This is a genomic window from Micromonospora tarapacensis, from assembly GCF_019697375.1.
Lineage (GTDB): Bacteria > Actinomycetota > Actinomycetes > Mycobacteriales > Micromonosporaceae > Micromonospora > Micromonospora tarapacensis.
This window is the reverse complement of the sequence record NZ_JAHCDI010000004.1, coordinates 4,768,193-4,783,112: the sequence shown is the minus strand read 5'-3', so window position 1 is coordinate 4,783,112 and position 14,920 is coordinate 4,768,193. Positions and strand designations below refer to the sequence as shown.

Genomic DNA, 14,920 nt, shown 5'->3' with positions numbered 1-14,920 from the left:
TGGCCCCGTGCCGAAGGCGGCGTCCGGCGTCGTGGTTCCGAGCGGACGGATGGTCGTTTCGCCGCGGTCGACCGGGAGTCAGCTGGCCTCGGGCCGTCCGGAGAACCACCACGGCGAACAGACGGCCCGCCGCCAGCCGGTCGCGAGCCGGCCGACATCGTGGGCGGCGAGGCCGCGGCGCACCCTGCTGCTGACCAGCCTGCTCGGCGCGGTGATCGGTGGGCTGCTGGCCGGTCCGGTGGCGGCGGCCGCCCTGGCCGGTTACGGCACGCTGGGTGTGCGGGCGCTGCTCCGCCGGGCAACGGGAAGCCGGGCGGCTCGGGCCCGTCGGGAGCGGCTGGACCAGTTGTGCGCCCTCGCCGCGGACCTACGGGTCGGCCTGCCGGTGCCGGTGGCCGCTCAGGTGCTGACCAGCCTTTCCTCGACGCTCGCCACCGCGCCGGCCCAACCGGTCCCGGTCGACGAGGCCGATGTGGATGCCGGCCGGTCCGCCGGGTTCGACCAGGGCACGCCGGACCGGCCGGCACCCGGTGTCGCGGTGGACCGCCTCGGGCGGTTGGCCCAGGCCGCAGTACGGCTCGCCGAGCGTACGGGGGCGCCGCTGGCCGAGCTGGTGGAGCGGATCGAGGCCGACGCCCGGTCGACGGATCGGGGGCTGGCCGCAGCCGCGGCCCAGGCGTCCGGGGCTCGGGCCACCGCCTTGCTGCTGGCCGCCCTGCCGCTGGGCGGGATCGGTCTCGGCTACGGGATCGGGGTGGATCCCCTCCAGGTCCTGCTGCACACCGCGATCGGTGGCGGCTGTGCGATCGGTGCCGTCGGCCTTCAGGTGGTCGGGCTGCTCTGGGCGGAACGTCTCGCGGTCGTCCCGAGTGGGGGAAGCTGATGTCCGGCACAACCCTGGCCGTCGGCGGCGTGGCGGGCGCCACCCTGATCGCCGCGGTCGCTGTCGGTCGGTTCCGGCCCCGGCGGCGGCTGCGGCGGCTGTCCGGCGGGGCCGCACCGGCCGTCGCCCCGCAGGAGGGCCGAGCTGGCGGGGGCCGTCACGGGCTCCGGCCGGTTGGCGGCCTGACCTGATCCGCCTCGCCGCCGGGCTCTCGGGGGTGGCGGTGGCGGTACTGGTCGAGGGCTGGCCCGGTCTGGTGACGGCGCTGCCCGCGGCGGTGCTGCTCGACCGGCTGCTCCGGCGGATCGAACCTCCGGCGGTCCGGCGTCGTCGGTTGCGCGCCGCCGCCGACCTACCCTCGCCGCCGATCTGCTGGCGGCGGCGCTACGGGCGGGGGCGCCGGTGGAGCGCTCGGTGCTCACCGTGGCCGACGCGCTCGGCGGGCCGCTGGCCGGACAGCTCGCCCGGGTCGGTCGGACGCTGCAACTCGGCGGTGGACCGCAGGAGGCGTGGGCACATCTGGGGACGGTGCCGGGAGCGCACCGCATCGCCACCGCCGCCATCCGCTCGGCGAGCAGCGGGGCCGCCCTGGCGGGTGCGCTCACCCGGCTCGCCGACGACCTGAGGACGGATCGGGCCATCGAGCTCGAAGCGGCCGCGCGCCGGGCCGGCGTGCTGATCGTGCTTCCGCTGGGCCTCTGCTTCCTGCCCGCCTTCATTCTCGCCGGTCTGGTGCCGGTGATCGTCGCCGTGCTCGGCGACGTGCTGTGAACCCATCGAGAAAGGACGAACACGTGCGCAGAATCCTCGCCCGCCTTCGCGGGGACGCCGGAATGAACACCGCGGAGTACGCGGTCGGAACGCTCGCCGCGGTGGCCTTCGGCGGTGTCCTGCTCAAGGTGCTGACCTCCGACGGTGTGCAGTCCGCGTTGACCGCCGTCATCGACCGGGCACTGAATTGACCGGGCGCCGGCCGGCCGGTCACGACCGAGGGTCGTTCACCGCCGAGCTGGCGGCCGGCCTGCCGGCGCTGCTGATGCTCCTGCTCGCGGGCCTGAGCGCGGTCGACGCGGTCAGCACCAAGGCCGCCTGCCTGGACGCGGCCCGGAGGCGGCACTCGCCGCCTCCCGGGGCGAGCAGGGCACCGCAGCCGGCAGCCGGCAAGCCCCGGCGGGCGCAGAGGTGCTGGTCGTCTCCGACGGTGAACAGGTCCGGGTCACGGTCCGCGCTCCGGTCCGCGCCCTCGGTGCTGATCTGCCCGCCCTCACCGTCGTGGCCACGGCCGTCGCGGCGGTCGAGCCGGGCGCACCGGAGCCACAGCCGTGAACGGCGTGCCGGATCGACCAACCCCGGCCGCCCGTCGCCCCGGCTGGTCCGTCCGTCGCCCCGGCTGGTCCGTCCGTCGGGCTGGCTGGATCGTCCGTCGGCCCGGGCGGCCAGGGCCTCGCTCGGGGCGCCCTGCCGGAAGTCGCCTGGACTCCGCATCCGCTCGGCCGAGGACTTCGCCAGCGGCACCGACCCGTCGGCTGGTCCGCCGGCCGCGGGTCGTGGGCAGCGATCGCGGTGGGGCGACGATCTGCCTGCTCGCGGTGGGGCTGCTGTTCGTCGTGGCCGGCCTGTTCGGTGCCGGGGTGGGCGCGGCTCGGATGGCGCGGCAGCAGGCCCGGGTCGCTGCCGATTTCGGGGCGCTGGCCGGGGCGGGCCAGGCACTTCACGACGAACCGGTGGCGTGCGCCCGGGCGGCAGAGTTGGTCGCCGCGAACGGCGGCCGGTTGGTCTGGTGCCGGCTCGACGGGCTGGACGTGCTGGTCAGCGCGGAGGTGATCGTGGATCCGTTGCCGGGAATGACGCGGACCGCGAAGGCCACCAGCCGGGCCGGTCCACCGCGCGGCTGACCGGGCACCGGCGGGGCAGCGTCGCGTCCTCGTGGCCCGCGCATCCCGGCGAGGCGGGCGGGGCCGGCGACGGCGGGGCGGGGCCGGCGACGGCGGGGCGGGGCAGCGGGCAGGGCAGGGCCGGGCGGGGCGGCGGTAGCCGGACGCACCGAGGGGAGGAGGTTCAGCGGTAGCCGGGCGCACCGGGCGCGAGGGCGGGTTCGGGCGGTGACGGGCCGGCTCGCGGCAATCGATGGGCGAGCCGGCCCCGGATGGGCGACCGAGAGTCGGTGCGCCAGGTGTCAGCGGCCCTGGAGGGCGTCGAGGGCGATCGCCATGGCGATCACGAGTCGCCGGTCGATCTGCGGGTTCTGGATCTCGACGACGTACCGGTCGCGCAGGCCCCACTTCTTCACCACGGTGAAGACGGGCTGGCCGCCCGCGACGAAGTCGAAGTGGTACGGCAGCCAGGACAGGGAGTCGACGAACCGGCGCACCAGTGCCACCGGCATGCTGCGCTCCTGTCCGGTGACGTTGGGCAGGCCGGCCTGCTCGACGTGCCACGTCGAGCGGAGCAGCGACTGGGCGAAGTCCTTGCGGAACAGGCCGATCGGGTTGCCGGCCTCGTCGGTGACGTCGTACGTGGCACCGAGGTCGAGGCGCTGGCGGGCCTTGAACCCGAGCAGCGGCTGCTGCTTGGAGTCGTCGGTGTAGATCGTCACCTGCTCCTTGAAGGCGAGCCGCTTCTGCTGGGCGAACGCCAGCAGCCCATCCTCGGAACCATCCGGCGCGACGCTGTGGACCTCGTACTGGTTGACCATGAACCGCACTCGCTGGCGGATGTGGAACTGCTGCTGTGCCTGCAAGCCGTCGAGCTGCATGAAATCTCCTCAACTGTGGTGCGCCGGAGTGTCGCACAACACGGCACCGGCCGCGGGCCCGGAGCCACGCGGGCTCGGAGCCACGCGGGCTCGGAGCCACGCGGGCCCAGTGCCCTGCGGTGGTGGCGTCAGCGGGTGCCGTCGACGGCCGATCGGTGTGCCACGGTGGTCAGCAGCTGATGGATGCTGCGCAGCCGCTCGTTGATCTGATCCAGCCGCTCGGCCTGCGCGAGGGTGGCAAGCGCCGCACCCAGCGCGATCAGCTGGTCGATGTCGAGCTTCTCCTGGTCGATGGTGTAGAGCAGGTCGACGGTCTCGGCGATGGTGTCGGCCACGGCCTCTCCTCCAGGCTGGCAGGGACAACGAACGGCAGGCACAGCGCTCGATGGAAGCGCTCCCACAATCATTGCCCGTCAGTCCCGGATTTCATACCCGCCAGCTCATTCGGGCAGGTTGTCGAGCACCACGTCGAGCACCCGGATCGCACCCGGCTTGGACAGCGGGTTGTTGCCGTTGCCGCACTTGGGCGACTGCACGCAGGACGGGCACCCGGCGTCGCAGCCACACTCGTCGATCGCGTCACGGGTGGCCCGCAGCCAGGCCGCCGCCATGCCGTACGCCCGCTCCGCGAAGCCCGCGCCCCCGCGGTGGCCGTCATAGACGAAGACGGTCGGCGCCTCGGTGTCCGGGTGTACCGCCGTGGACAGCCCGCCGATGTCCCACCGGTCGCAGGTGGCCACCAATGGCAGCAACCCGATCGCGGCGTGTTCGGCGGCGTGCAGCGCCCCCGGCACGTCGGTCGGGTCGACCCCGGCGGCGGTCAGCGACGCCGGGGAGAGGGTGAACCAGACGGCGACGGTACGCAGCTCGCGGGCCGGCAGATCCAGCGGGCGGGTGTCGATCACCTCGCCGGTGGCGATCCGCCGCCGCTGGTACGACACCACCTGAGCGGTCACGTCCACCTCGCCCAGGAACAGCCCGACCGGGCCGGCGTCGACGTACGAACGCACCGACACCACCGACAGCGAGGTGACGTCCCGGGCATGGGTGGACCAGTCCGGCTCCTCGGGGTGCACCAGCGCACACCCGTCGTCGAGGTCGAGCGAGTCGACCACGTAGGACACGCCCTGGTGCAGGTAGACCGCGCCCGAGTGCAGCAGGAAGTGCGACGAGGCGCCGTCGACCGTGCCGAGCAGCCGACCGGTCGCCGACTCGACCACGCAGACCGGGGCACCGCCCTCGCCGCGCAGGTCGACCGCGGGTCGTTCCCGGTGCCGCCAGTACCAGCCGGTCGGCCGCTGTCGCAGCGCACCGGCCTGGACCAGCGCCTCGACGGCCTCCTCCGCGCCGGCACCGAAGAGTTCCAGGTCGGCCGCGGTCAGTGGTGCCTCGGCCGCGGCGCAGGCCAGCTGCGGGCCCAGTACGTACGCGTTGGCGGGGTCGAGCACGGTGGCCTCGACCGGTGCGCCGAAGACCGCCTCCGGATGGTGCACCAGGTAGGTGTCCAGCGGGTCGTCCCGGGCCACCAGCACCGCCAGGGCCTCCTGACCGGAGCGCCCGGCCCGGCCGGCCTGCTGCCACAGCGAGGCCCGGGTGCCCGGGTATCCGCAGATCAGGACCGCGTCCAGGCCGATCAGGTCGACCCCCAGCTCCAGCGCGCTGGTCGAGGCCAGTCCCAGCAGGTCGCCGTGCAGCAGCGCCCGCTCCAGTTCGCGACGCTCCTCGCGCAGGTAGCCGGCCCGGTACGCGGCGACCCGGTCGCCGAGCCCTGGCACCGCCTCGTCGAGGCTGCGCCGGGCGCTGGTCGCCACCACCTCGGCGCCCCGCCGGGAGCGGACGAAGGCCAGCGTGCGTACCCCGGCGGCGACGGAGTCGGCGAGCAGGTCGGCGGTCTCCCGCAGCGCCGACCGGCGGACCTGGGCGAGATCGGCGCCGGGGACCGGCCCGCCCACCGGCGCAGGAGGTGGCGCCGCGGCGGACGGTTCGGGGGGAAGCAGCGGTGGTTCCCAGAGCGCGAAGGTCATCCCGGCTCGTGGTGAGGTGTCCTCGGTGACGGCCGTCACCGGCAGGCCGGTCAGCCGGCCGGCCGCCGCGGCCGGGTCGCCCGACGTCGCCGAGGCCAGCACGAACGTCGGGCCGGTGGGGCGTCCGTAGCGTGCGCACTGCCGCCGCAGCCGGCGCAGCACGTGGGCGACGTGCGAGCCGAACACGCCCCGGTAGACGTGGCACTCGTCGATCACCACGTAGGCCAGCCGGCGCAGGAAACCCGACCACTGGGCGTGGCCGGGCAGGATGCCGTGGTGCAGCATGTCGGGGTTGGCGAGCACGAACCGGGAGTGCCGCCGGATCCACTCCCGTTCGGCGCGCGGGGTGTCGCCGTCGTAGCAGGCCGGACGTACGCCCTCGATCTCCAGCGTGGCGACGGCGCGCAACTGGTCGGCGGCGAGCGCCTTGGTCGGCGCCAGGTAGAGCACGGTGGCGCGGGGGTCGGCGAGCAGCGTGGCCAGTGCGGGCAACTGGTAGGCGAGGGACTTGCCGGAGGCGGTCCCGGTGGCCAGCACCACGTGCTGGTTGCCGTACGCCAGGTCGGCCGCCTCGACCTGGTGCCGCCAGGGCGCCGCCACACCACGCCGGGCGTACGCCGCGCGCAGTTCCTCCGGGGTCCAGTGCGGCCAGGGTGCCGGCATCCCGGCCCGGGGCGGCACCCGTTCGACGTGGGTGACCGGATCGGTGGCCTGCCGCTGGCGCAGCCGGCGCAACAGATCGCCGGCGGGTGCGACCGGCGGGCCGGCCGGGACGGTGCCCGGCGGTCGCTCGGGGCCGCTGCCGGCGGATACGGTGGCTGCCGAGGTCACGTCCTGCACTCTCGCACTGGTGTTCGGGAATGGGAAATCGGCATGCCGGGTGTGGGGGGACCTGCTCCGGTGAGTCGTCGGCCGGACCGTGGGGTAGTGGTTAGATGCCCAGAGAGTTTACGGCTGCGCGAGGGAGGACCGATGGAGCTGTCGCTGGCGACCCGCACCGTGGGTGAGCACACGGTGCTCGAGGTCGGCGGTGAGGTGGACGTCTACACCGCGCCCCGGCTGCGCGAGCGGCTCCTCGAGTTGATCGACGCCGGGGCCCGGCACGTGGTGGTCGACCTCGGTCGGGTGGACTTCCTCGACTCGACCGGGCTGGGCGTGCTGGTCGGCGCGCTCAAGCGGCTGCGTGCCGCCGACGGCACCTTCGCGCTGGTGTGTGACAAGGAGCCGTTGCTCAAGATCTTCCGGATCACGGCGCTGGACCAGGTCTTCCCGCTGCATCGGACGGTCGAAGCGGCGACCGGCGCCGGCAAGTGATGGCCACGGTTCGGCTCTCCTTCTCGCCGGCTCCGGTGCACGTGCGCACGGCCCGCCTGGTCGGCGTGGCGGTGGCCCGGCGCGCGGGTGTCCGCGAGGACCTGCTCGACGAGGTGCGGCTCGCCATCGGCGAGGCGTGCACCCGGGCAGTCGCCCTGCACCGTCAGTACGGCCTGGCCGATCCGGTGCTGGTGGAGATGTCCGACTCGGGGGCGTACGCGGTGCGGGTGGTGGACCGGGCGCCGATCGAGGCGGGCATCGGCCTCGCCGCGCTCGACGCCGACCAGTTGGCCAACGAGTCGTTGAACGAGGACGACCTGACCACCGGTGTCGGGTTCGCCCTGCTCGCCGGCTTCGTCGAGGACCTTCAGGTCCGTCCCGTCGAAGACGGCGTCGGCACCGAGGTGCGGATGATCTGGCCGGTCGCCCGCTGAGCCCGCCCGGCCCGCCGGCCGTACGGCGACTTCGTCATGGACCCGGTCCCATATCAGATTTCGGTTCCTGACACAGCGACGAAGATCATCGAGGCATGGTGCCACCTCGGTGTGACCTCGAACACTGCGGACGGCTACAGTACGCGGGTTGTCCGCAAGTGATCCACCCGGCAACCAGGGCAGATGGGCGTGCGTCGCCGGTTCGCCGGGGTGGGTCGGCGCGCTTGCGAATTCGCATCCAGGCGCCGATCGGTGCGTCTCCACCGGCCGGTGCGTTGTTCGGCACAGGAGGACACAGATGTCCGACAGCTTGGCCGCCGAAGGCGGCGGCGCCGCCGAGGTCGGCGCGCTCTCCCTCACCGGAGCCAATGTCACGTACGTCGTCATCGCCGCGGTGATCGCGCTGGTCGCGCTCGCCTTCGCCGCCGCGTTGACGAAGACCGTCCTGGCGGCGGGCAAGGGCACCACCAACATGCAGGAGATCTCCGGGGCCGTCCAGGAAGGCGCCTCGGCTTATCTTTTCCGACAGTTCCGTACCTTGGCGATCTTCGTGGTGATCGCCGTGGTGCTGCTGTTCCTGTTGCCGGTGCACAACACCGATGGCAGCGAGATCGCGGTGAAGATCGGTCGTTCGCTCTTCTTCGTGGTCGGCGCCCTGTTCAGCGCCTTCATCGGCGGCGCGGGCATGTGGCTGGCCACCCGGGCCAACCTGCGGGTGGCAGCCGCCGCCCGGGAGCGCGAAGGCGGCCGCGAGACGGCCATGAAGATCGCCTTCCGGACCGGTGGCGTGGTCGGCTTCCTCACCGTCGGCCTCGGTCTCTTCGGCGCCGCGCTGGTCGTGCTGGTCTTCCGGGGCGACGCGCCGACGGTGCTGGAGGGCTTCGGCTTCGGCGCCGCGCTGCTGGCCATGTTCATGCGGGTCGGCGGCGGCATCTTCACCAAGGCCGCCGACGTCGGCGCCGACCTGGTCGGCAAGGTGGAGCAGGGCATTCCCGAGGACGACCCGCGCAACGCCGCCACCATCGCCGACAACGTGGGCGACAACGTCGGTGACTGCGCCGGCATGGCCGCCGACCTCTTCGAGTCGTACGCGGTCACGCTGGTCGCCGCGCTGATCCTGGGCCGGGCCGCGTTCGGCCCCGACGGCCTCGTGCTGCCGCTGATCATCTCCACGATCGGGGTGCTGGTCGCCATCATCGGCGTCTTCATCACCCGGCTGCGCACCTCCGACCGCAACGGCCTGACCGCGATCAACCGGGCGTTCTACCTCTCCGCGCTGATCTCGGCGGTGCTGGTCTCGGTGGCCACCTTCGCCTACCTGCAACCGTCGTGGGCGGCGCAGCTCGGCGACGACTGGCGGGAGACCCTCAACGTCAACGGCGGGGACCCGCTGTTCGGCCCGCGTGGCGTGGTCATCGGCGCGGTCGTCATCGGCATCGTGCTGGCCGCCGCCATCCAGGCGCTCACCGGCTACTTCACCGAGACCAACCGACGCCCGGTGCAGGACATCGGCAAGAGTTCGCAGACCGGCGCGGCCACCGTCATCCTCGCCGGCATCAGCGTCGGCCTGGAGTCGGCGGTCTACTCGGCGCTGCTCATCGCCGCCGGCGTGTTCGGCGCCTTCCTGTTGGGCGGCGGCTCCATCACCCTGTCGTTGTTCGCCGTGGCGCTGGCCGGCACCGGCCTGCTCACCACCGTCGGCGTGATCGTCGCGATGGACACCTTCGGCCCGATCTCGGACAACGCCCAGGGCGTGGCCGAGATGTCCGGCGACATCGACGAGCACGGCGCCCGTACGCTCACCGAGCTGGACGCGGTGGGCAACACCACCAAGGCGATCACCAAGGGCATCGCGATCGCCACCGCGGTGCTGGCCGCGACCGCGCTGTTCGGCTCCTACACCGACACGCTGCGCCTGGCGTACGCCGACGCGGGGGTGACCGACGTCGGTGACGAGATCCTCAACGCGCTGAACGTGGCCAACCCGCAGAACCTGGTCGGTCTGATCATCGGCGCGGCGGTGGTGTTCCTCTTCTCCGGCCTGGCCATCAACGCGGTCTCCCGCTCGGCGGGCGCCGTGGTGATGGAGGTCCGCCGGCAGTTCCGTGAGCTGCCCGGGATCATGGACGGCACCCAGCGCCCGGAGTACGGCAAGGTCGTGGACATCTGCACCCGGGACGCGCAGCGCGAGCTGCTGACCCCCGGTCTGCTGGCCATCCTGGCGCCGATCGCGGTCGGCTTCGGCCTCGGGCCCGGCGCGTTGGCGTCGTACCTGGCCGGGGCCATCGGGGCCGGCACGCTGATGGCGGTGTTCCTGGCCAACTCCGGTGGGGCGTGGGACAACGCCAAGAAGATGGTCGAGGACGGCGCGTACGGCGGCAAGGGCTCCGAGGCGCACTCCGCGACCGTCATCGGCGACACCGTCGGTGACCCCTTCAAGGACACCGCCGGCCCGGCGATCAACCCGCTGCTCAAGGTGATGAACCTGGTGTCGCTGCTGATCGCGCCGGCCGTGGTGGCGTGGAGCGTGGGCGACGACCGCAACGTCGGCCTGCGGATCACCATCGCCGCGGTGGCGACGCTGATCGTCGTCGCGGCGGTGGTCTTCAGCAAGCGCAAGAGCATCGCGATGGGCGAGGACGCCGACAGCGGCTCGGGCAGCGCCGACCCGCGTCCGGAGGAGATCAAGGCCTGACCTCGGACGGGCAACCCGGTCCCCGGTCGGCGGCACCGCCGACCGGGGACCGGCCGCCGGTGCCGGACCGGTACGCCTGACCGGTGCCTACCCCGTGGGAGAAGCCGTACCCTGCAACGCATGCGTACGTGCCGGGCGGCAGCCGCCGGAAAGCTCACGGTGGTCCTGGCCACGCTGGTCCTGGTCGCCTCCTGCGGGGCGGGCGGCCCGAGCCCTCGGGCCTGGGCCGCGTCGGTGTGCTCGGCGTTGACCCCCTGGCGGGCCGAGATCAGCAAGCTGACCAGCAGCACCACCCAGCAGATGACCGCGCAGACCACCCCCGCCCAGGCCAAGGAGAACCTGGTCCGGCTCTTCGGCGGGGCCGAGCAGGCCAGCGAGACCGCCCGGGAAAAGGTGGAGCAGGCGGGGGTGCCCGAGGTCGAGCACGGCGAGGAGGTGTCCGCCGGCTTCCGGGCCTCGCTCGCGTCGATGCGGGACGCCTACGGCCGGGCCCGCGCCACCATCGACGGGCTGGGCACCGGCGAGGCCACCGTCTTCTACGACGGCGTGCGGGCCGCCGTGGAGGACCTCCAGCGGCAGTACGACGCGAGCGCACTGGACACCAGCCAGCTGAATTCGGAGGAACTCAAGCGCGCCTTCGACGAGGTGCCTGAATGCCGTTGAGCGGTCCCGGGGAGACGCCGGCGGCGCAACCGCTGCCGGTGTCGTTCCCGGTGCCCGACCCGGCGCCACCGGCGTCCCGCCGGCGATCCGCCGGTGGTCGGCGGGTCACCGGGAGCGGAACCGCGGGGGATCCGGCGGCGGGTGACGGTGCCCCGGCACAGCTCACGGCCGAGCCGCCCGAGCCGGGCGCGACCGACCGGCAACTGGTCTTCTTCGGTGCGGAGACCGGTGAGCCCTCGCTCGCCGACCTCGCCGGGCTGCTCGCCGGCCCGGGCGAGGTGCACCGGATGGGCGGCACGGCGCGGTTGTCGGTGGTGGTCGACGCCGCGTGGCGGGTGCACGTGCTCGTCGGCGAGTTGGCGCAGCGGGGTGTCCGGGCCGGCTGGACGCCCGCCGAGGACCAGCGGTACGCGGTGCGCACCTCGTACGCCCGCACGATCGTGCCGCTCGCGGCGGCCTGGCTGCGCGGCACGGCACAGCATCCGCCCCCGGCTTCCAGCTCGACGGACGGCGGTTGCGTCTCTGGCTCGCCGCGGCCGGGGTCGCCGGGGTGGCCGATCCGCCGGACTTTCTGCTCCGTCTCGGCGGTACCGATCCCGGGCGGTGGGCGGCGGTGGGTGCGGCCCTGGCCGCGGTGGGGTTGGCCGGCGAGCTGGTCGAACCCGCTGCGGGCGGACCCGCGTACCTGCTCCGGGGCCGCCGCCGGACGCGGCGGCTGGCCGAACTGGTCGGCGAGCGTCCGGCGGCGGCCCCGCCCGCGGCCTGGCCGACCCGCGGCTGACTCGGCGGCGGGGGCCCGTCCGGCTGTCCGATCGGGGACAGCCGGGTGTCGGGGAACACATGGAGAATCGGCGGCGTTCTACCTCCACCGAGGGGCCGCCGTGGTCACAGCGACGCGCTCGACACCCTACCCAGGGTGTACGGTGACGCCGTCCGGCGTGACCACAGAACGTCCCGGGCGGATTGCCGCCCGCGAAACCTGAAACACCGACGGCGCGTTACGTTGGACATCCGGACCGCCGGGTACCGGTGGGTCGAGTGCGTCCGGAGCCGGCCAGGCGCGGCCACCTGAGTAGGAATGAGGTTGAAACAGACGTGCCGAGCAACGCTGGAACCACCCGTCTGGTCATCGTCGAGTCTCCGGCGAAGGCCAAGACGATCTCGGGCTACCTCGGCCCGGGGTACGTCGTGGAGGCCAGCTTCGGGCACGTCCGCGACCTGCCGCGCAACGCCGCCGACGTGCCGGCGAAGTACAAGGGCGAGGCATGGGCCCGGCTCGGGGTCGATGTCGACAACGGCTTCCACGCCCTCTACGTCGTCTCCGCCGATCGCAAGCAGCAGATCAGCAAGCTGACCAAGCTGGCCAAGGAGGTCGACGAGATCTTCCTCGCCACGGACGAGGACCGCGAGGGCGAGGCGATCGCCTGGCACCTGGTGGAGACGCTCAAGCCGAAGGTGCCGGTCCGGCGGATGGTCTTCCACGAGATCACCAAACCGGCGATCCAGGCCGCGGTGGCCAACCCGCGCGAGATCGACCGCGACCTGGTCGACGCCCAGGAGGCGCGGCGCATCCTCGACCGGCTCTACGGCTACGAGGTCTCCCCGGTGCTGTGGAAGAAGGTCATGCCGAGGCTGTCGGCGGGCCGGGTGCAGTCCGTGGCGACCCGGATCGTGGTCGAGCGGGAGCGGCAGCGGATGGCCTTCCGCACCGCCGAGTACTGGGACATCCTCGCCACGCTCGCCGTGACCAACCCGGGCGAGGGACCGCGCAGCTTCAACGCCACCCTGGTCGCGCTGAACGGTGACCGGATCGCCACCGGCAAGGACTTCGAGCCGACCACCGGTCGGGTCCGCGCCGGCGCGGGCGTGGTGCACCTCGACGAGGGGTGCCCGGGGGCTCGCCGCCCGGCTGGACGGGCGGCCGTTCGCCGTCACCCGGGTCGAGGAGAAGCCCTACCGGCGCCGGCCGTACGCGCCCTTCATCACCTCCACCCTCCAGCAGGAGGCGGCCCGCAAGCTACGGCTCTCGTCGCAGCAGACGATGCGCACCGCGCAGCGGCTCTACGAGAACGGCTACATCACCTACATGCGTACCGACTCGGTGAACCTGTCGGACACCGCCATCGCGGCGGCCCGTCGGCAGATCATCGAGCTGTACGGCGAGCGCAGCGTGCCGCCGGAGCCGCGCCGCTACACCGGCAAGGTGAAGAACGCGCAGGAGGCGCACGAGGCGATCCGGCCGGCCGGGGACAACTTCCGCACCCCGGGCGAGGTGGCCAGGGAACTGTCGGCCGAGGAGTTCAAGCTCTACGAGCTGATCTGGCGGCGCACCATCGCCTCGCAGATGACCGACGCGGTCGGCTCCAGCGTCTCGGTCCGCATCCGGGCGACCACCGCCGCCGGTGAGGAGGCCGACTTCGGCGCCACCGGCAAGACCATCACCGATCCGGGATTCCTGCGCGCCTACGTCGAGTCCAGCGACGACGAGAACGCCGAGGCGGAGGACGCCGAGCGTCGCCTGCCCAACCTGGTGAAGGACCAGCCGCTCACCGCCCAGGAGCTGGCCGCGCAGGGCCACCACACCCAACCGCCGTCCCGCTACACCGAGGCGTCGCTGGTCAAGGCCCTGGAGGAGTTGGGTATCGGCCGCCCCTCCACGTACGCCTCGATCATGCAGACGATCCAGGACCGCGGGTACGTCTCCAAGCGCGGCCAGGCCATGATCCCGTCGTTCCTCGCGTTCGCGGTGATCGGGCTGATGGAGCGCCACTACCCGCGCCTGATCGACTACGACTTCACCGCCAGCATGGAGAACGAGCTGGACGAGATCGCCGGCGGTGACCACGCCGCCGTCGACTTCCTCACCGCCTTCTACTTCGGCACCACCAACGGCGCCGGGGACCAGGACATCGCCCGCTCCGGCGGACTGAAGAAGCTGGTCACCGAGAACCTCAGCGACATCGACGCGCGCAGCGTCAACTCCATCCCGCTGCACACCGACGACGAGGGACGTGAGGTGGTGGTGCGGGTCGGCCGGTACGGGCCGTACCTGCAACGCTCGGCGCCCGGCGAGGAGCAGGCGCCCGCCGCGGAGGGCGAGGAGGGCGCCACCCCGGGCGACCGGGCGCCCATCCCCGAGGGGCTGGCGCCGGACGAGCTCACCCCGGAGAAGGTGCACGAGCTGTTCCTCGGCGGCGGGGGCGAGCGCAAGCTGGGCGACGACCCGGCAACCGGGGAGCCGATCCTGCTCAAGTCCGGCCGGTTCGGCCCGTACGTGGCCAGCGGCGACCGGAAGTCCTCGCTGCTGCGCTCGCAGCAGCCGGACTCGCTCACCCTCGAAGAGGCGCTCAAGCTGCTCAGCCTGCCCCGGCTGATCGGTGCGGGACCGGACGGCGCGGAGGTGGTCGCCAACAACGGCCGCTACGGGCCGTACGTCAAGCGTGGTGACGAGTTCCGCTCGCTGGACTCGGAAGACAAGATGTTCACCGTCACGCTGGACGAGGCGCTGGCGTTGCTGGCCGCCCCGAAGACCCGCCAGCGCCGGGCAGCCGCCCCGCCGCTGCGGGAGATGGGTGCCGACCCGCTGACCGAGAAGCCTCTGGTCATCAAGGACGGCCGGTTCGGCCCGTACGTCACCGACGGGGAGACCAACGCCTCCCTGCGGCGCGGTCAGACTCCCGAGGAGCTGAGCCTGGCGGAGGCCTCCGAGATGCTCGCCGAGAAGCGGGCAAAGGGTCCGGCCCCGAAGAAGACCCCCACCAAGAAGGCCCCCGCGAAGAAGACGGCGGCGAAGAAGACGGCGGCCAAGAAGACCCCCACCAAGGCCACCAAGGCCACCCCCACCAAGGCCACCCCCACCAAGGCCACCCCCACCAAAAAGACCACCAGCACCGCCCGCACCACCGACTGATCTTCCCCTGCGCAGATCTTGGTACGGGAGCGCCCCTCTGGGGGCACTTTCGTCCCAAGATCCTCCACTGTCCACAGGGGCGGAATTGGGGACGTGGGTGGGGCAGGGTGGGGGTGTGGTTGTAGCGGGGGAGCGGTGGTCGCGGGGAGCGGGATGGGGCACGGGTTGGGCAGCGGAACGGCTGCCGGATGATGACGCGGACGAGTTGACCTGGCTGCTGTTCCAGCAGCAGCACTGCTCAG

General features: G+C 72.9%; 10 protein-coding genes and 5 pseudogenes. 12 read left to right on the top strand and 3 right to left on the bottom strand.

Features of this window, described 5'->3' with window-relative positions:
- Positions 1-139 precede the first annotated feature (139 nt).
- The 6 genes and pseudogenes from KIF24_RS27895 to KIF24_RS27870 all read left to right on the top strand — a co-directional run.
- Positions 140-883, top strand: a pseudogene (locus tag KIF24_RS27895) (hypothetical protein); the annotation flags it as partial.
- A complete protein-coding gene (locus KIF24_RS27890; protein WP_221086553.1) occupies positions 883-1,074 on the top strand; it encodes a hypothetical protein in 192 nt (63 codons plus the stop codon). The pseudogene KIF24_RS27895 and the gene KIF24_RS27890, both read left to right, overlap by 1 nt.
- A pseudogene (locus tag KIF24_RS27885) lies at positions 1,071-1,654 on the top strand (type II secretion system F family protein). Before KIF24_RS27890 ends, KIF24_RS27885 begins: the two are co-directional and overlap by 4 nt.
- A 62-nt stretch (positions 1,655-1,716) precedes the next feature.
- Positions 1,717-1,845 (top strand): DUF4244 domain-containing protein, encoded by a 129-nt coding sequence (locus KIF24_RS27880; RefSeq protein WP_230417079.1) that lies wholly within the window; start codon positions 1,717-1,719, stop codon positions 1,843-1,845.
- Positions 1,842-2,209, top strand: a pseudogene (locus tag KIF24_RS33580) (TadE family type IV pilus minor pilin). Before KIF24_RS27880 ends, KIF24_RS33580 begins: the two are co-directional and overlap by 4 nt.
- Positions 2,210-2,409: 200 nt before the next feature.
- Positions 2,410-2,778 (top strand): Rv3654c family TadE-like protein, encoded by a 369-nt coding sequence (locus KIF24_RS27870; RefSeq protein WP_230417078.1) that lies wholly within the window; start codon positions 2,410-2,412, stop codon positions 2,776-2,778.
- Positions 2,779-3,059: 281 nt separating this feature from the next.
- Here the strand turns inward: KIF24_RS27870 and KIF24_RS27865 are convergent, their stop codons facing one another.
- The 3 genes from KIF24_RS27865 to KIF24_RS27855 all read right to left on the bottom strand — a co-directional run bounded on the left by KIF24_RS27865 (position 3,060) and on the right by KIF24_RS27855 (position 6,493).
- Positions 3,060-3,638 (bottom strand): LURP-one-related/scramblase family protein, encoded by a 579-nt coding sequence (locus KIF24_RS27865; protein ID WP_221086551.1) that lies wholly within the window; start codon positions 3,636-3,638, stop codon positions 3,060-3,062.
- A gap of 128 nt (positions 3,639-3,766) precedes the next feature.
- Complete coding sequence (locus tag KIF24_RS27860; protein ID WP_221086550.1) at positions 3,767-3,973, bottom strand: hypothetical protein; 207 nt, start codon at positions 3,971-3,973, stop codon at positions 3,767-3,769.
- A gap of 105 nt (positions 3,974-4,078) precedes the next feature.
- Positions 4,079-6,493: a DEAD/DEAH box helicase gene (locus KIF24_RS27855; RefSeq protein ID WP_221086549.1), complete on the bottom strand. Its 2,415-nt coding sequence runs from the start codon at positions 6,491-6,493 to the stop codon at positions 4,079-4,081.
- A gap of 141 nt (positions 6,494-6,634) precedes the next feature.
- Here KIF24_RS27855 and KIF24_RS27850 point away from each other — a divergent pair, with 141 nt between their 5' ends.
- From KIF24_RS27850 to topA, 6 genes and pseudogenes are all read left to right on the top strand, one after another.
- The gene (locus tag KIF24_RS27850) at positions 6,635-6,976 is read left to right on the top strand and encodes an STAS domain-containing protein (RefSeq protein WP_221086548.1); all 342 of its coding nucleotides are present in this window, start codon (positions 6,635-6,637) and stop codon (positions 6,974-6,976) included.
- Positions 6,976-7,410, top strand: coding sequence for an ATP-binding protein (locus KIF24_RS27845; protein WP_221086547.1), 435 nt, complete (start codon positions 6,976-6,978; stop codon positions 7,408-7,410). The genes KIF24_RS27850 and KIF24_RS27845 overlap by 1 nt, the downstream gene beginning before the upstream one ends.
- Before the next feature lie 298 nt (positions 7,411-7,708).
- Positions 7,709-10,105 (top strand): sodium-translocating pyrophosphatase, encoded by a 2,397-nt coding sequence (locus KIF24_RS27840; protein ID WP_221086546.1) that lies wholly within the window; start codon positions 7,709-7,711, stop codon positions 10,103-10,105.
- A 120-nt stretch (positions 10,106-10,225) separates the two neighbouring features.
- Positions 10,226-10,768 (top strand): hypothetical protein, encoded by a 543-nt coding sequence (locus KIF24_RS27835; RefSeq protein WP_221086545.1) that lies wholly within the window; start codon positions 10,226-10,228, stop codon positions 10,766-10,768.
- A pseudogene (locus KIF24_RS27830) lies at positions 10,759-11,549 on the top strand (hypothetical protein). The gene KIF24_RS27835 and the pseudogene KIF24_RS27830 overlap by 10 nt, the downstream one beginning before the upstream one ends.
- 314 nt (positions 11,550-11,863) lie before the next feature.
- Positions 11,864-14,678, top strand: a pseudogene (gene topA / locus KIF24_RS34195) (type I DNA topoisomerase).
- The last annotated feature ends 242 nt before the right edge of the window (positions 14,679-14,920 follow it).